The sequence below is a fragment of the Sphingomonas sp. Leaf198 genome, assembly GCF_001424005.1.
Lineage (GTDB): Bacteria > Pseudomonadota > Alphaproteobacteria > Sphingomonadales > Sphingomonadaceae > Sphingomonas.
The window spans coordinates 1125561-1142064 of record NZ_LMPX01000002.1 but is presented as its reverse complement, the minus strand read 5'-3'; the positions used below and the strand labels follow the sequence as shown (position 1 = coordinate 1142064).

The following is a 16504-nucleotide window of genomic DNA, read 5'->3' as shown; positions in this document are numbered from 1 at the left end:
GCCGCATTCCTGACGACGGCGCTGCGCCGTATTCCCGACCGCCGAACTGCGAGACATCATGGGCTATTTCGAACCACGGGACGGCGTGCTGTGCGCCGAAGACGTACCGCTGCCGGCGATCGCCGAAGCGGTCGGCACGCCCGTCCACGTCTATTCCGCCGCCGCGCTGCGTGATGCCGCAGACCGGTTCAGAACGGCACTGTCGATCCTTCCCCGCGTGCGCGTCGCGTTTGCGGTCAAGGCGAACCCGAACGGCGCGGTGCTGCAATTGCTGTCCGGGTGCGGCTTCGGCGCCGACATCGTCTCGGGCGGCGAGATGCGGCGGGCGCTGGATGCCGGGATCGCGGCGGCGGACATCGTCTTTTCCGGCGTCGGCAAGACCGATCGCGAGCTTGCCGATGCGCTCGCGGCGGGCGTCGGCCAGTTCAACCTGGAGCTGGAGGAGGAGGGCCAGGTGCTCGGGGCGCTGGCTTTTGCGCGGGGGATGCGGGCGACAGCGGTGCTCCGGGTCAATCCCGATGTCGACGGCGGCACGCATGCCAAGATCTCGACTGGGCGGCGCGGGAACAAGTTCGGGGTTGCGATCGCCGACGTGCCGGCGATCTACGACCGGCTGTCGCGCATCGACGGTCTCGACCTGGTCGGGGTCGCGCTCCACATCGGCAGCCAGCTTCGCGATCTCGCGCCGCTCGAGGTCGCGTATGCCCGCATCGGTGCGCTGGTGACGGACCTGCGCGCACGGGGGCACGCAATCGACCGCGTCGACCTCGGCGGTGGTCTCGGCATCCCCTACCGCGTCGACGACATCGTCCCGACGCTCGACGACTATGCGACCATGGTGGCCCGCGTCACGCGCGACTGGGATGTCGAGCTGACGTTCGAGCCGGGCCGGGTCGTCGCCGGGCTCGCCGGGGTGCTCATGACGCGCGTGATCTGGGTGAAGCCGGGCGCGGACGAGCCCTTCGTCATCGTCGACGCGGCGATGAACGACCTCGCGCGACCGGCGCTGTACGATGCCTTCCACCGGTTCGAGGCGGTCGTCCCCGATGGCGCGCGGATGGTCGCGACCATCGCCGGCCCGGTCTGCGAAAGCGGCGACGTGTTCGCGGTCGCCCGCGACATCGATCGCGTCGGTCGCGGCGATCTTGCCGTGCTGCACGCCACCGGCGCCTATGGTGCGGCGATGGCGTCGACCTATAACTGCCGCGCGTTGAGCCCTCAGGTGCTGGTCGATGGCGATCGCTATGAGATCGTCGCCGATCGGTATCTGCCCGACGAGTTCGCGGCCTAGCGGATCACGGCGAGCATCGGGCGGCCGTATTGCCGGTTCAGACGGTATCGGGCTACGGACGCGGGGGATTCGACCGGCATTTCGGGTGCGCGGTCGGATCGCGGCCAAGGCGTTTGCCCGGCACCGGTATGAGGAAGAACGGATGATCCTGCACGGCGACGAGATCCAGGATGTCGCGATGCCTGGCGGCGGTTCGATGCGGATGCACGTGTTCCGGCCCGCGGGCGAGCGACGCTTTCCCGGCATTCTTCTGTATTCGGAGATCTATCAGGTCACCGCGCCGATCCGCCGGCTGGCGGCGATGATCGCCGGCAGCGGCTATGTCGTGGCGGTGCCCGAGGTCTATCACGAGTATGAGCCGGCGGGCACGGTGTTGCGCTACGATCCGGCGGGCACCGACCGCGGCAATGCGCTGAAGATCGCCAAGCCGGTTGCCGCGTTCGACGCCGATGCGGCGGCGGGCGTGACCGCGCTGCTGGGGAACCCGGCGTGCAACGGTAGGGTCGGCACGTTTGGGGTCTGTCTCGGCGGGCATCTCGCCTATCGCGCCGCGCTCGATCCGCGCGTGTCGGCGGCGGCGTGTTTCTATCCGACCGATATCCATTCGGGCACGCTGGGCGCGGGACGGTCGGATGACAGCCTGATGCGCATGGCCGAATTGAAGGCGCAGACAATGTTCGTGTGGGGGCGGCAGGATCCGCATGTGCCCTTTGCCGGCCGCGAACGGATCCGCGCGCGGCTCGAAGAGGTCGGTGCGACCTATGCGTGGCATGAGTTGAACGCCCAGCACGCATTTCTGCGGGACGAGGGGCCGCGCTACGATCCCGCGCTGTTCCTTCAGGCGATGACGCTGACGCTGGACTTCTACCGCGGCGCCCTGGCGTGATGCGGTGACTTGGCGATAGCGGCCTGCCGACAGGGCACGCCGCTATCGGACCAAGCGCGTGCGGCGTTAAAATGTCGACCCGCGTGGCCGCGCAGCCATCGCCGCGGGCCGACAGTCGGGGGAAGACGACCTTCCCCCGACCGTGCTTCAGCCCTCGTTGCCGAGCGTCTTCTTGGCGGCATCGAGTGCTGCCTTGCCGGTCTTGCGAACCGTCGTTGCCGCCGAACCGGCAGCCTTCTCGACGGTCGAACCCGCCTTGCGACCGAGGCCGATCGACTTGGCCATCGCGCGACGCGCTTCCGAATAGGTTGCTGCTACCATCGGATAATCGGGCTTCAGGTTGAAGCGCTCGCGATACTGTTCCGGAGTCAGGCCGTTGGTCGAAAGGTGACGACGCAGCGTCTTGTACTTCTTGCCGTCGAGCATCGAGATGATGTGGTCGGGCGAGGCAAGCGACTTGCGCGCCGATACTGCGGGCTCTGCGGTCGAAACCGGTGCGGCCTCGGGCTCTGCATCACCCGCATCGACGAGCTTGGCGACAGCGGCATGCATCGCAAGCAGAAAAGCCGGAACGTCGTCTGCCGCGGTCCGCGTGTTCGGGTTCGCGAGCCATGCCGCGGTCAGTTCGGCGGCGAGTTCGACGGTATTGAGTGTATCGGTCACGAGATATCCTTGAAGTGATAATGGCCCCTGTGCGGCGCGCCTACAATGTTCATCTATAAATTGGCAATCCTTACAATGCGCAAATGTTGGATAAAGTTTCGATTAGCATGATCGAGTGCTAATCGTCCTGATTTCGGACGGTCGACCGAAGAATGGCTCGGATCATCGAAAAGCGGTGCCGGCTGCAAGATGAAAAATCTATCATGCGGTCTTTAAGTCGAACGGCGTCATGCCGGAGGCCGTAGATTCTGTTATGCAGAATGCGGCGATCCCGTCGCGGCGAATTTCCACGTATCGCCGGCCTGTCATTTCTGTTGCTCAAACCCGCGGGGCACTTATGGTGAGGTGACAATTAAGGCGAGGATCACTGACGCATATGGTTTCGAAAAAGACGGTTCTTGCCGGTGTCGCCGCAACAGCGTTTCTGTCGGCCGCGCCGGGTTGGGCACAAGCTCCCGCAGCCCGTGCTCTTTCAGCTGCAAAGCCGGCGCCGGTCGCCGATCTCGTCAAGTCGGTCGATATCCCGTACCAGCAGTTCACGCTGAAGAACGGCCTGCGCGTCGTCGTGCACACCGATCGCAAGGCGCCGGTGGTGGCGGTGTCGGTCTGGTACAATGTCGGATCCAAGTTCGAGCCGAAGGGCAAGACCGGCTTCGCGCATCTGTTCGAGCATCTGATGTTCAACGGCTCCGAGAACGCACCCGGCGACTTCTTCGAACCGCTGAAGCAGGTCGGCGCGACCGACTTCAACGGCACCACCTATTACGATCGCACCAATTACTTCGAGACGGTGCCGACCGCCGCGCTCGACCGCGCGCTGTTCCTCGAATCCGACCGCATGGGCTATCTGACCGGCGCGATCACGCAGGGCGTGCTCGACGAGCAGCGCGGCGTCGTCCAGAACGAAAAGCGCCAGGGCGACAACCAGCCCTACGGCCTGACCCAGTACAAGACCACCGAAGGGCTGTTCCCCGCGGATCACCCGTACGGCCACACCACGATCGGTTCGATGGCGGATCTCGATGCGGCGTCGCTGCAGACGGTGAAGGACTGGTTCAAGGATCATTACGGCCCGAACAACGCGGTGCTGGTGCTGGCCGGCGACGTCGATGCGGCGACCGCAAAGCGCCTCGCGGAGAAGTATTTCGGCGGCATCCCGAAGGGGCCCCAGAGCATCGTCCCGCCGGCGCCGATCCCGACCTTGCCGGCCCCTGTCAGCGAGACGATCAAGGACCGCGTCGCGGCGGTAATGATCAGCCGTAACTGGGTGGTGCCCGGCCTGAACGACAAGGATGGCACAGCGCTGGAGGTTGCGGCGGGCGTGCTCGGTGGCCTCGCCAGCAGCCGGTTCGATACTGCGCTGGTCAAGAAGGAGAAGCTGGTCACGCGGATCTCGGCGAGCAACAGCAGCTTCAGCCAGCTCGGCATGTTCGAAATCGAGGCGATCGTCCGGCAGGGCGTCGACCCTGCGCTGGTGTCGAAGCGGATCGACGAGATCCTCGCGGATTTCCTGAAGAACGGTCCGACCCCGGACGAGGTCAGCCGCGTCGCGACGACGACCGCGGCCCGGACGATGGAAGGCCTGGAATCGGTCGGTGGGTTCGGCGGCAAGGCGGTCACGCTGGCCGAGGGCGCGCTGTATTCGAACGATCCTGGCTATTACAAGAAACAGCTGTTGCAGCTGGCGGCCGAGACGCCGGCCAGCGTGAAGGCCGCGGCGGCGAAGTGGCTGTCGCGCCCGGCCTATTCGCTGACCGTCGTGCCGGGGCCGCGCGATGCCTATGCCAACGCGGTTGTGCCGCCCAAGGCCAACGTCGTTCCCGCACCCGAGGCGCCGCCGAAGGGGACGCGGGGGCCGTTGCCGGGCGTCGGCACGGTCGCCGGCCTGAGCTTCCCGACGGTCGAGCGGACCCGGCTCGCGAATGGTATCGAGGTCGTCTACGCGCAGCGCACCGCGGTGCCGGTGACGCAGGCGGTGTTGAGCTTCGATGCGGGCACCGCGGCGGACGTCGCGGGCAAGCTCGGCACGCAGCAGCTGACGCTGGCGATGATGGACGAGGGCACGCCCACGCGCGATTCGGTCGCGCTGGCCGAGGCCAAGGAGCGGCTGGGTGCGGATATCGGTTCGGGCGCGTCGAGCGACCGGACCTTCCTGTCGTTGCAGGTGCCGAGTGCGAACCTCGCGCCGGCGATCGACCTGTTCGCGGACATCGCGCAGAACCCGGCGTTCGCCGATGCCGAGGTCGCGCGCGTCAAGAACCAGCAGCTCGCGCAGATCGCGCAGGAACTGACCAGCCCGGGCGGGATTTACGCCCGCGTCATGCCGCCGCTGATCCAGGGGCCGACATCGCCCTATGCCAAGGCGATCGGCAGCGGCGATCCGAAGGCGGTCGCGGCGCTGACCCGATCGGACCTGATCGCGTTCCAGCACGCATGGCTGCGGCCCGACAAGGCGAAGATCTTCGTCGTCAGCGATCGTCCGCTCGCCGAGGTGAAGGCGGCGCTCGACGGTCGGTTCGGCACGTGGCGGCCGACCGGCGCGGCGGGCGCCAAGGTCTTTCCGGCGACCGTCACGCCGTCGGGGCCGAAGATCGTGCTGGTCGATCGGCCGGACAGCCCGCAATCGGCGATCTTCGCCGGCATCCCGACCGGCCTGAAGGGCACGCAGGACCTGTTGCCGATCGTCACCGCCAACGATGCGCTCGGCGGCAGCTTCCTCGGTCGCGTCAACATGGATCTGCGCGAGAGCAAGCACTGGTCCTACGGCGTGTCGGGGCGGTTCCAGCAGGTCGAGCACGCCGCGCCCTACATCCTGTCGGCACCGGTGCAGGCGGACCAGACCGGCCCGTCGATCGCTGCGCTGCGGAGTGATATCGGCGCGTTCCTCGGCAAGGAGCCGATGACGCAGGCCGAGTTCGATCGTGCGATCAACGGTGCGATCCGTTCGCTGTCGGGCAATTTCGAGACGTCCGACGCGGTGTTGAGCGCGATGCAGCAGAACGACCTGCTCAAGCGTCCCGACGATTACTACGCGACGATCACGCAGCGCTATCAGGGACTTAACCTGCCGCAACTCAACACCGCGATCCAGCAGGCGATCGATCCGAAGAAGACGATCTGGGTCGTGGTCGGCGATGCGAAGACGGTGCGGCCGCAGCTTGACAGCATCGGCCTGCCGGTCGAGGTCATCTCCGCGGCGTCGGTTGCCGGCGCCAATTAATTGCAGAGCCCAGGCGTGCTGGGTGGTGCTTCAGGAGAGAGTGCAATGGCAAACGTCGATGGCAGCTGGGATTGCGTGGTCAAATCGCCGCTGGGCGATCAGAAGATGACGCTGACCGTCAACAGCGCCGGCAGCACCTTCACGGGTGCGGTGTCGGGCGCGATGGGTGGCATGGACGTCACCGGTGAGGTCGATGGCGACACGATCACCTGGAAGCAGAGCATGACCGTGCCGATGCCGATGACGCTCGACTGCAAGGCGACCGTCGAGGACGACGTCCTCAAGGGCAGCGTCGCCGCCGGCGCGTTCGGCAGCTTCCCGCTGACCGGTACGCGGACGGCCTGATCGGCTGAATTGCTACGAAAGGGGCTCGTCTTTCCGCAAGGGAAGGCGGGCCTTTTCTTTTTCGGTCCGGGAGGGAAGGAAGAAGACAATGAAATCGACGACCCGTTTGTTTGCCGCCTGTGCGATCGCCGCGCTGGCTACCGCGACGACCACCCCCGCGACCGCGCAGAATTACGACGAACGCCCCGCCAAGATGGCGCCGCGCGACGTCGGCTACGACTATGTGCGCAAGGTCGTCGAGATCCCGATGCGCGACGGGGTCAAGCTGCACACCGTCATCATCGTGCCGAAAGGTGCGAAGGACGCGGGCATCCTGATGACGCGGACGCCCTATGATGCCGACGGCCAGACCAAGGTCGACAGCGGCACCTATGCGGGCATCCTCGAGCATGGCGACGGTGCGGGCGACGTGATCGCCGCGGCGCGCTACATCCGCGTAATCCAGGACGTCCGCGGCATGCACGGATCGCAGGGCATCTACATGATGAACCCCGCACGCGCCGGGACTGCACAGAACCCGACCAAGACCGACGATTCGACCGACACCTACGACACGATCGACTGGCTGGTGAAGCACGTCCCCGAATCGAACGGTCGGGTGGGGATCAGCGGGATCAGCTATGACGGCTTCCTGCCGCTGATGGCGCTGATCAATCCGCATCCGGCGTTGAAGGTGTCGGTGCCGATGAACCCGATGGTCGATGGCTGGCGCGGCGATGACTGGTTCCACAACGGCGCCTTCCGCGAGGGCATGATGCCGTACGTGCTCGGCCAGGAGGCGACGAAGGATGCCGGCACGCCGTGGATTACCGACACCGCCGACGACTATGATTATTACCTCAAGGGTGGCTCGGCGGGGGCGATCGGCAAGGCGCAGGGGCTCGAACAGCTCGGCTTCTGGCGCAAGATCACGCAGCATCCGGCGTATGATTCGTTCTGGTCGAGCCAGGCGATGGACACCGTGCTCGCCGGCCAGCCGCTCAAGGTGCCGACGCTGATCGTCGGTGGACTGTGGGATCAGGAGGATATCTACGGCGCGCCTGCGGTCTACCGCGCGCTGGAGCCCAAGGACACCGCCAACGACATGGTCTATCTGTCGATGGGCCCCTGGTATCACGGCCAGGAGGTGCGCGACGGCACCGCGCTGGGTGCGATCAAATGGGATGCCGACACCGCCAAATGGTGGCGCTGGCACGTCCTCGCGCCGTTCCTCGCGCACTACCTGAAGAGCGACCAGCCGGCGATGGACGTCGCGCCGGTGACGATGTTCCAGTCGGGGCGTAACGAGTGGCAGAGGCTCGACAAATGGCCGACCGCGCAGACCGCGGGCACGCCGCTGTACCTCAAGCCCGGCGGTGCGCTCGGCTTTCAGGCCGCCGGCGGCGCGGCGACCACGGCGGACTATATTTCCGACCCGGCGACGCCGGTCAGCTACCGGGTGCGCCCGACCGTTCCGACCTATGCGACCGGATCGACATGGAAACAGTGGCTGGTCGACGACCAGCGCGCCGTCTCGGGGCGTCCCGACGTGCTGACCTTCACCACCGATGCGCTCACCACGCCGACCACCATCGCCGGCGTGCCGGAAGTGAACCTGACCGCGTCGACGACCGGTACCGACAGCGATTGGGTGGTCAAGCTGATCGACGTGTATCCCGACGTGACGCCGGGCGACAAGGCGATGGCGGGGTATCAATTGTCGGTGGCGATGGACATTTTCCGTGGGCGGTATCGTGAGAGCCTGGCGGTCGCCAAGCCGATCGCCGCGAACGTGCCGCTCAAATACAAGTTCGCGCTGCCGACCACCAACCATGTGTTCCTGCCGGGGCACAAGATCATGGTGCAGGTCCAGTCGAGCTGGTTCCCGCTCTACGATCGCAACCCGCAGACGTTCGTCCCGAACATCTTCTTCGCGCAACCAAAGGATTACGTGAAGGCGACGCAGAAGATCACCGTCGCGGGTGCCGACGAAAGCTATATCAGCCTGCCGCTGGTCCGCTGAAACTGCTGCACCACCCCGGACGCGATCCGGGGTGGTGTAAGGAAAGAACTGTCTTGCCTCTCTTGGCGTTTGCTCGCGTAACTGGTTCTTAGGAGGCGATGGGTCATAGACCTGCCGCACAACAGACCGGACCGCCGATGAAACGCCTCCCCCTGATCGCGCCGAATCCGCCGCGGCTGAGTGACCATCTCGATGCGCTGCACCGCGTCGAGACGTCGGGCGTGTTCAGCAACAACGGTCCGGAGGTGCGCGCGTTCGAGGCTGGCGTGACCGAACAGCTGTTCGGCGGCTACGGCGCGTGCCTTGCGGTCGGCAATGCCACGCTCGGCCTGATGCTCGCGATCCGCCACGCGTCGGGGATGCGGACGGGTGGGCTGAACCCGAAACAGGGGACACTCGCGCTGATGCCGGCGCTCACCTTCGCCGCGACCGCACAGGCGGCGGCGTGGGCGGGGCTGACGCCGCTGATCTGCGACATCGATCCCGAGGATTGGGGTGCGTGCGCGATCGAGGAGGAGCGGCTGCTCCAGCGTCACGGCGAGCGGATCGGCGTGATGGTGCCCTATGCGACGTTCGGCAACGCGATCGACCTCGACCGCTATGTGCATTTCCAGCGGCGCTACGGCGTCGGGGTGGTGATCGATGCGGCCTCGTCGCTGGGGACGCTCGACGATGCGGGGCTCGGCTTCGGTGCGCGCGCGCCGTTCGCGGTGGTGCATTCGATGCATGCGACCAAGACGTTCGCGGTGGGCGAGGGCGGGCTGATCCATAGCGGCGACATCGACCTGATCGCGACATTGCGGTCGATGGGGAATTTCGGGTTCGAGGGCAGCCGCAGCGCGACGCTGCCGGGGATCAACGCCAAGCTGCCCGAGATCACCGCGATCATCGCGCAGGCCAAGCTCGCGGAGATCGACGCGGTCGCCGATCACCGCGCCGTGTTGGACGAGACCTACCGTGCGACGCTGCCCGATTTCCATTTCCAGGCGGTATCGGGCCGGCGTCGTTCGATGCAGTTCATGCCGGTGCTTCTCCCCGAACACATCGCGCATCACCGCGACGCGATCGTCGAGGCGATCGAGGCGGACGGGGTCGGCTGCGGCCGCTATTTCAGCCCGCATCTCGGCGAGCAGCCCTGGTTCCAGGCGACCGCGATGATCGAGCCCACCCCTGTCGCGGACAGGATCGCCGGGCGAATGCTGTCGCTGCCGATCACCGACGCGATGTCGGCCGATGATGCGCGACGAGCCGCCGAAACGCTTGCGAACGCCTGCGCCGCGATCGTCCGCCCGCGCGACCGGCGGGCGTCGGTGCGCGGCGCGACCGGCGCGATCGCCTCGGTGATCGTGATCGGTGGTGGCCCCGCGGGGACGGCGATGCTGACCTCTGCCACCAAGCGCGGGCTGCTCCCCGATCTCGCGGCCTCCGGGCTGATGGTGATCGAGCGCGGCAACGCGATCGGCGGCGGGCGGCTCGGGCGCTATGCGATCACCTCGGATTCAACCGCGCAGACGTTCCTGACCGCGGTGCGTGACAATGTGCATCCCGAACTCGCGCGGCTGGTCGATCATCCCGCCGGCCGCGCGGTCGCGGCGCATGAGGGCGCGCTCGGCGTGCCGCTGACCGAGGTCGGGCCGCTGTTGCGCGCGACCGGCGACCGGCTCACCGATCTCGTCCGCGCGCACGGCGGCACGGTTCTGACCGGGCACGAGGCGCTGGGCGCGAAACGGGTCGGCGATAGCCTGTGGAGCGTCGAGCTGCGCCGGCTGGCCGACGGCCACGTCTTCGAACAGCTGGCGCGCAATGTCGTCGTCGCGACCGGCGGTCATCAGCCGCTCGAACGGCTCGCGGCGCAAAGCGTGGCAGGCGCGCCGTTGATCGAACTCGCGGCCGGGCGGTTGCTGCAGTCCGATGACGTCCTGACGATCGGCGGGTTCGAGAAGGTCGCCGACCTGCTGACCGGCCGGCGCGCGCCGAGGATCGCGGTGATCGGCGGATCGACCAGTGCGCTGACGACGATCGCGCTGCTGCTGAAAAGCCAGCCGGCGCTGCCGTTCGGCGCGGGCGCGATCACGCTGCTCCACCGTCGGCCGCTGCGCCCCTTCTATCACTCGGTCGAGGCGGCGCATGCCGAGGGCTTCACCGATTTCGGTCCGGACGACATCTGCCCGGTCTCTGGGTTCGTCTACCGGCTGGCCGGGTTCAGGCTCGAAGCGCGCGATCTGGTCCTGCGGATGCTGGAGATCGATGGTCGCAAACCCGATCCACGCGTCGCGCTGCACCGGATCGCGGGCGACGACGACGCGGCGGCGCGCGCGCATATCGAAGACGCGGACCTGGTGATCGCGGCGCTCGGCTATCGCCCCATCGGCATGCCGATCGTCGGACAGGACGGCGCGGCGATCGCGTTGGCGGCGGACGACGGCAGGCCGATGGTGGATCGCCATTGCCGGATCGTCGATGCGGAGGGCGTGCCGGTCGCTGGGCTCTACGGGCTCGGGCTGGCCGCAGGGTTCGTGCCGTGGGGTCCGCTCGGCGGCGAATCGAGCTTCTCGGGGCAGGCGAACGGGCTCTGGCTCTGGCAGAACGATGTCGGACTGATGATCGTCGAGCAGGTCCTGCCGTCCAGGGTCCGGGCGGCGGCGTGACCGCGGCCGATGCCGCTCCGCTGGTGAGCGTGGTCGTGGCGGCCTATAACGGCGCCGCGCTGATCGAGGAGACGCTGGCCAGCGTCACGGCGCAGACCCTGACCGATTTCGAGCTGATCGTGGTCGACGATTGTTCGACCGACGATACGTGCGCGGTGGTGAGCGCATGGCCCGATCCGCGCGTACGGCTGGTGACGATGGCGAAGAACGGTGGCCCGGTGAGGACCCGCAACCGCGGTTTCGCCGAGGCACGCGGGCGGTACATCGCCGCGCTCGACCATGACGACATCTGCCGCCCCGATCGCTTCGCGCGGCAGGTCTCCTATTTCGAGGCGCATCCCGACACCGTGTTGCTGGGGACGTCCGCCGAGATCCTGTGCGACGGGAAGGTCACGCCGTCGCGCTATGCACCGACGACGACGCCGGCATTGGTCGCATGGCTGACCTGTATCGAGAACCCGCTGGTCTGGTCGTCGACGATGATGCGGACCGACGTCGCGCGGCGGCTCGATCCGATCACCCGGCCGGATCTGCTGTTTGCCGAGGATTTCGACCTGTACCAGCGGATCCGCCATTTCGGCGCGATCGCCCGGCTCGATGCGCCGCTGGTGCTGTACCGGGTCCATCCGGGCGGCGTATCGAAGCGGTTCGAGGATACCATGGAGGCGTCCGCGGTCCGCGTGCTGACCGAGCGTTATGCGCGGTTGTTCGACGATCGTGCCGAGACGATCGCGCGGCTGATGGTGTCGCACAACATGGCCAAGCGCCCGGTGGCGGATCGCGCGACGCTCGCGATCCTGGGCAGCGCGCTCAGCGTGATCCAGGCCGACTTCCTGGCAACGCACCGGTGCGATTCGCACGACATCAGCCTGATCCGCTGGGAAACCGCGCGGCGGTGGGGCGATATCGGTCGGGTGGGGCTGCGCGCGGGGACGATCCGGCTGGCCGATGTGCTCGCCGTGCGGCCCGACCATCTTGGCCTCGGCTATGCCAGCCTGGAGGCGTTGCTGTGGTCGGGGCTGATCGGCGGCGCGCGTCGTGCGCGTCACCGGATGGAGCAGAGCCGGATGGTCCAGACCGCCGTCTAGACGCCCGGTATCAGACCTTGGCGGCGTAGATCATCCGGCCGGCGCCGAGGCGTGCGAACACCTGGTCGAGGTCACGTTCGCCGACCGCGAAACAGCCCTGGCTGCGACCGAGCATGCCGTGCGTCTCGATCATGTCCTTGTTCGCATACCAGGCCGAGTGCACCACGATCGCGCGATCGAGTGCGTTGTCGTTGGTCGGATCGAGACCGATCAGGCGCTGCGACCGTCCATGCTTGCCGACGTAATAGTCGTCGGTCACGAACGCACCCTCCGACGAGGCGTTCGAGCCGAAGCGGTTCGAGAAGCGCTCGAGATAGCCGGTATGCGCCGGGTCGGAACCGCTGCCGTGCGCGACCAGCAGCGACGTGCTGCGCCCGCTGGCAAGATCGATGAAGTGGAACCGCGGCTTGCCCGAGGGTGCCGCGAAATCGGCGATCGCGATCCGGTCGTGATGCTGGATGCGGCTGCCGTGACGGCTGAGCGACGCCATCGCCTGGCGCAGCAGATCGGGACGGACCACCTTCGGCGACGTCAGCGCGACCGTGGTCCGCGGCAGCGGTGGCTGCATCATCGGCTTCAGATCGCGCGCGGTGAGCGGACGTCCGAGACGTGTCGTTGCGGATACGGCACCCGGCACCGCCAGAGCCCCCGCCAATACCAGACCATTCTTCAGAAGCGCGCGTCGCTCGCGCACAGGACCTTGCTCGTCGTGCATCGATTTTCCCGAAATTGCCCCGTTTCTTGGACCATCGTATAGCCGATTTTCAGTGAATATTCTGCAACCATTTCCACTGGTTGTGGGTCCGCTCCCTCTGACTACCCCGGCTTGGGGTCGGTTCGTCGACTCCCTCGTCTCGCGGCACGATTCGAAGAATCGCGCGTTGAGCGGGATATCGGGATTCGAGAACGGGTGATGATGATCGGGATGATGCGGCCAGTGACGGCAATCGGGCTGGCCGTCGCGCTGTTCGCGGGCGCGAGTCCTGCGCTGGCGGCGTCGGCCGGCGCGCTCGCCGCGATGCCGATCGAGCAGGCTGCGACCGAACTGTCGCCGAACCAGTTCGTCTGGAAGGACAATGGCGAGAGCGAGCCCGTTAGCATCGTCATCAGCCTGCTGGAGCAACGCGCGTTCGTCTATCGCGGGTCGTCGATGATCGCGGCGACGACGATCTCCAGCGGCAAGGACGGCAAGGATACCCCGCTCGGGACCTATCCGATCCTGCAGAAGAACGCGGTCCACAAATCGAGCTTGTACGACGATGCGTCGATGCCGTTCATGCAGCGGCTGACCTGGGATGGCATCGCGATCCACGCGGGGCGCAACCCGGGCTTCCCCGCGTCGCACGGCTGCATCCGCGTGCCGCTCGGCTTTGCCAAACAGCTGTTCGGGGTGACGACGCTGGGGACGACCGTGACGGTGACGGACGATTTCGAGGGCGGCGCGATGCCGGAGGCGCCCGTCGTGGATCAGGAGACCGCAGTGGCAAACCTGCGCCAGTCGGTCTCGCTGGATCGGTAAGTTATGCCACCCCGTCATCCTGACGAAAGTCAGGATCCAGAGTAACGGACCGCGACGCTAATGGCTCTGGATCCTGACTTTCGTCAGAATGACGGGTGCTGGGCGATCGGGAGCCCAAGCTCGACCAGTCGCGCGCGGAAATCCGCGGCATCCGTGAACAGCACCGATTCGATTCCTAGCGCCTGCGCGCCCGCCACGTTCGCCGCATTGTCGTCGACGAACACAGCCTCTTCCGCCGCCAACCCGAATCGGTCGAGCGACAGCCGATAGATCGCCGCATCCGGCTTCATCATCTTCTCCTCGCCCGACACGACGATGTCGCGGAACCGGTCGAACAGCTGCGCTTCACGCGCGCGGAAGGGTAGCCAGAACTCGTGGCTGAAGTTCGTGATCGCGAACAGCGGTACGCCGGCCGCGTCCAGCTCCTCGACGATCTCCTGCATGCCGGCGATTCGCGCGCCGATGCTCTCGTTGAATCGCGGCCCCCAGGCGGCGATCAGGTCGGCATGCTGCGGATACAACGCGGCCAGCTCCGCCGAGGTGTCGGAGAAGTCGCGGCCAGCATCGTGCTGGAAATGCCAGTCGATCGTCACGACGTCGCGCAGGAACGCGTCGAGCGCCCGATCGTCGTCGATCAGGCGCTCGTACAGGATCCGCGGATCCCAGTCGTAAAGAACGCGACCGACGTCGAAAATGACGGCGGTCTTCAGGGGTTTAGCCCTGGCGTGCCTTGAAGCGACGGTTGGTCTTGTTGATGACGTAGGTACGGCCACGACGACGGATCACGCGGTTATCGCGGTGACGATCCTTGAGCGACTTCAGGGAATTGCGGATCTTCATGATCGATTCGCTTCTTTTCAAATCTAGGTGTGCGGAAAGACGGGATCGCCTAATGGCGGGGTGTGTCCAAGTCAAGCAACGGACACACTCCTGCCATCCGGGAACCCACTCGGCTGGTCGGAGCGTTACTATAGCGCAACATTCTAAGGAAGTCCCGATGGCGGTTCGTTCGATCCTGGTCCTGGCGCTGGCAAGCGCATCCCTCACCGCGTGCGCGACCGGCCCGTCGCTGCCGCCGACCGAGGTGTTGCGCTATCATCTCGGCGAGCCGATCGACCGCGGGACGATCGCGGTCCAGCCGCTTACCGGCGGTGGCCCCGCGAGCCTCGAGTTCAAGACCTACGCGGCTGCCGTACAGGGCGAACTGCTGAAGGCCGGCTATAGTGTGCCGGCACCGGGCGCGAAGCCGTTGCTGGTCGCCACCGTGGGCTTCACCCGTACCACGCAGGCGGGGCCGCCCAAGCCGGCGCCGTTCAGCATCGGTCTCGGCGGCGGGGGCTTCAGCGGCGGTCGTGGTGGTGGCGGCCTCGGTCTTGGCGGCGGTGTCGGCTTCCCGATCGGCGGCGGCGGGCGTACCGCGATCCTCGTCTCCGAACTGTCGGTGACGATCAAGCGCAGCGCCGACCAGTCGCCGGTCTGGGAAGGCCGCGCGCAGACCTTCGCCGATGCCCGCAAGGCCGACGCAACGACCGATATCCAGGCCGGGAAGCTCGCCCGCGCGTTGTTCATGGGGTTCCCCGGTGAGTCCGGTCGCACTATTCAGGTGAAATGACCGTACAGACCATGAGCCCCGTCACCATCAATGCAGCCTTCGATGGCGGCAACATTCGCGTTGTCGCCATCGAGGGAGACCGAATCGACATGGAGATCGTCACCGATTTCCAGTCCGATTTTTTCCAGTGGTTCTATTTCCGCGTTGCGGGGGCGGCCGGCCGCACGCTGACCTACCGCATCCTGAACGCGGGCAAGTCGGCCTATCCGTTCGGCTGGCCAGGCTACAAGACGCGCGCCAGCACCGATCGCCAGGCGTGGCGGATGATCGAGACACGCTATGAGAGTGGCGTGCTCGAATTCGACTTCACCGCCGATACCGATCTCGCCTGGTTCGCGTATTTCGCGCCGTACACGATGGAAATGCACGAGGCGCTGGTGGCGCGTACCGCGTTGCTTCCCGGCGTCGCGCACCGCGAACTCGGCCAGTCGCTCGACGGTCAGGCGATCGATTGCTTTACGATCGGGTCGGGGCCGAAGCAGGTCTGGATCTATGGTCGCCAGCACCCCGGCGAATCGATGACCGAATGGTGGATGGAAGGCGCGCTCGAGCGGCTGACCGATTCGGCCGATCCGATCACTGCCGCGCTGCTGGCGAAGGCGACCTTCAACGTCGTCCCCAACATGAACCCGGACGGCACGCGCCGCGGTCATCTGCGTACCAATGCGGTGGGGGTGAACCTCAACCGCGAATGGCACACGCCCAGCCCTGAGAAGAGTCCGGAAGTCCTGTGTGTGCGCAACGCGATGGATCTGACCGGCGTCGACGTCGCGATGGACATCCACGGCGACGAGGCGATCCCGGCGAACTTCATTGCCGGCTTCGAAGGCATCCCCTCCTGGACCGACGCGCACGGCGACAAATTCTACGAATACGGCCGTCGTCTCGCGGCGCACACGCCCGATTTTCAGACAGAGAAGGGCTATCCCAAGTCCGCACCGGGCTCGGCCAACCTGTCGATGTCGACCAACCAGCTCGCCGAGCGCTTTGGTGCGGTGTCGATGACGCTGGAGATGCCGTTCAAGGATCACGACGCCAACGCCGATCCCGCGTTCGGCTGGTCGCCCGAGCGCTCGAAACAGCTCGCGCATGCGATGCTCGAGACGCTCGCCGGTATGATCGACGAAATCTGATCGCCCGCATCGCCCTCGATCTGCCGTCATCCTGACGAAAGTCAGGACCCAGGGTAACAGGACGCCGTCCGTCTTGGCTCTGGATCCTGACTTTCGT

Annotated in this window: 14 protein-coding genes; 10 read left to right on the top strand and 4 right to left on the bottom strand. The window is 66.4% G+C overall.

The window, feature by feature from the left end; translation table 11 throughout:
* Positions 1 to 58 precede the first annotated feature (58 nt).
* The gene (lysA, locus tag ASG20_RS12110; protein WP_056052513.1) at positions 59 to 1291 is read left to right on the top strand and encodes a diaminopimelate decarboxylase; all 1233 of its coding nucleotides are present in this window, start codon (positions 59 to 61) and stop codon (positions 1289 to 1291) included.
* Between the two features lie 85 nt (positions 1292 to 1376).
* Positions 1377 to 2177 (top strand): dienelactone hydrolase family protein, encoded by an 801-nt coding sequence (locus ASG20_RS12105; RefSeq protein ID WP_231420708.1) that lies wholly within the window; start codon positions 1377 to 1379, stop codon positions 2175 to 2177.
* Between the two features lie 147 nt (positions 2178 to 2324).
* Here ASG20_RS12105 and ASG20_RS12100 read toward each other — a convergent pair whose 3' ends face one another.
* The gene (locus ASG20_RS12100; protein WP_056052510.1) at positions 2325 to 2840 is read right to left on the bottom strand and encodes a MucR family transcriptional regulator; all 516 of its coding nucleotides are present in this window, start codon (positions 2838 to 2840) and stop codon (positions 2325 to 2327) included.
* Positions 2841 to 3216: 376 nt separating this feature from the next.
* Between ASG20_RS12100 and ASG20_RS12095 the strand changes: the two genes are divergently transcribed.
* From ASG20_RS12095 to ASG20_RS12075, 5 genes are all read left to right on the top strand, one after another.
* Complete coding sequence (locus tag ASG20_RS12095) at positions 3217 to 6060, top strand: M16 family metallopeptidase (RefSeq protein WP_056052507.1); 2844 nt, start codon at positions 3217 to 3219, stop codon at positions 6058 to 6060.
* 45 nt (positions 6061 to 6105) lie between these two features.
* Positions 6106 to 6405, top strand: coding sequence for a hypothetical protein (locus ASG20_RS12090; RefSeq protein WP_056052504.1), 300 nt, complete (start codon positions 6106 to 6108; stop codon positions 6403 to 6405).
* A gap of 88 nt (positions 6406 to 6493) precedes the next feature.
* Entirely contained in the window at positions 6494 to 8407 is a 1914-nt protein-coding gene (locus ASG20_RS12085) for a CocE/NonD family hydrolase (protein ID WP_056052502.1), read from the top strand.
* A gap of 137 nt (positions 8408 to 8544) precedes the next feature.
* Positions 8545 to 11055 carry a DegT/DnrJ/EryC1/StrS family aminotransferase gene (locus ASG20_RS12080; protein WP_056052499.1) on the top strand — a complete coding sequence of 837 codons (2511 nt, stop codon included), beginning with the start codon at positions 8545 to 8547 and terminating at the stop codon, positions 11053 to 11055.
* Positions 11052 to 12143, top strand: coding sequence for a glycosyltransferase family 2 protein (locus tag ASG20_RS12075; RefSeq protein ID WP_056052496.1), 1092 nt, complete (start codon positions 11052 to 11054; stop codon positions 12141 to 12143). The genes ASG20_RS12080 and ASG20_RS12075 overlap by 4 nt, the downstream gene beginning before the upstream one ends.
* Before the next feature lie 10 nt (positions 12144 to 12153).
* On the opposite strand, the gene ASG20_RS12070 is transcribed toward ASG20_RS12075, so the two are convergent.
* Positions 12154 to 12858, bottom strand: a complete 705-nt coding sequence (locus tag ASG20_RS12070; protein ID WP_056052493.1) for a murein L,D-transpeptidase catalytic domain family protein — start codon at positions 12856 to 12858, stop codon at positions 12154 to 12156.
* A 198-nt stretch (positions 12859 to 13056) separates the two neighbouring features.
* On the opposite strand from ASG20_RS12070, the gene ASG20_RS12065 reads away from it, so the two are divergent.
* Positions 13057 to 13662, top strand: a complete 606-nt coding sequence (locus ASG20_RS12065; protein WP_056052490.1) for a L,D-transpeptidase family protein — start codon at positions 13057 to 13059, stop codon at positions 13660 to 13662.
* Positions 13663 to 13745: 83 nt separating this feature from the next.
* Here the strand turns inward: ASG20_RS12065 and ASG20_RS12060 are convergent, their stop codons facing one another.
* Positions 13746 to 14372, bottom strand: coding sequence for an HAD family hydrolase (locus ASG20_RS12060; protein WP_056053135.1), 627 nt, complete (start codon positions 14370 to 14372; stop codon positions 13746 to 13748).
* A gap of 4 nt (positions 14373 to 14376) precedes the next feature.
* Entirely contained in the window at positions 14377 to 14502 is a 126-nt protein-coding gene (gene ykgO / locus ASG20_RS12055) for a type B 50S ribosomal protein L36 (RefSeq protein WP_003046794.1), read from the bottom strand.
* Between the two features lie 157 nt (positions 14503 to 14659).
* On the opposite strand from ykgO, the gene ASG20_RS12050 reads away from it, so the two are divergent.
* A complete protein-coding gene (locus tag ASG20_RS12050) occupies positions 14660 to 15274 on the top strand; it encodes a DUF4136 domain-containing protein (protein WP_056052486.1) in 615 nt (204 codons plus the stop codon).
* Positions 15271 to 16407 (top strand): M14 family metallopeptidase, encoded by a 1137-nt coding sequence (locus ASG20_RS12045; protein WP_056052483.1) that lies wholly within the window; start codon positions 15271 to 15273, stop codon positions 16405 to 16407. The genes ASG20_RS12050 and ASG20_RS12045 overlap by 4 nt, the downstream gene beginning before the upstream one ends.
* The last annotated feature ends 97 nt before the right edge of the window (positions 16408 to 16504 follow it).

Excerpts from the sequence above, each read along its gene's own strand:
- lysA (WP_056052513.1), top strand. The coding sequence starts at position 59 with ATGGGCTATTTCGAACCACGGGACGGCGTGCTGTGCGCCGAAGACGTA.
- ASG20_RS12095 (WP_056052507.1), top strand. The coding sequence starts at position 3,217 with ATGGTTTCGAAAAAGACGGTTCTTGCCGGTGTCGCCGCAACAGCGTTT.
- ASG20_RS12090 (WP_056052504.1), top strand. The coding sequence starts at position 6,106 with ATGGCAAACGTCGATGGCAGCTGGGATTGCGTGGTCAAATCGCCGCTG.
- ASG20_RS12085 (WP_056052502.1), top strand. The coding sequence starts at position 6,494 with ATGAAATCGACGACCCGTTTGTTTGCCGCCTGTGCGATCGCCGCGCTG.
- ASG20_RS12080 (WP_056052499.1), top strand. The coding sequence starts at position 8,545 with ATGAAACGCCTCCCCCTGATCGCGCCGAATCCGCCGCGGCTGAGTGAC.
- ASG20_RS12070 (WP_056052493.1), bottom strand. The coding sequence starts at position 12,858 with ATGCACGACGAGCAAGGTCCTGTGCGCGAGCGACGCGCGCTTCTGAAG.
- ASG20_RS12065 (WP_056052490.1), top strand. The coding sequence starts at position 13,057 with ATGATGATCGGGATGATGCGGCCAGTGACGGCAATCGGGCTGGCCGTC.
- ykgO (WP_003046794.1), bottom strand. The coding sequence starts at position 14,502 with ATGAAGATCCGCAATTCCCTGAAGTCGCTCAAGGATCGTCACCGCGAT.
- ASG20_RS12050 (WP_056052486.1), top strand. The coding sequence starts at position 14,660 with ATGGCGGTTCGTTCGATCCTGGTCCTGGCGCTGGCAAGCGCATCCCTC.
- ASG20_RS12045 (WP_056052483.1), top strand. The coding sequence starts at position 15,271 with ATGACCGTACAGACCATGAGCCCCGTCACCATCAATGCAGCCTTCGAT.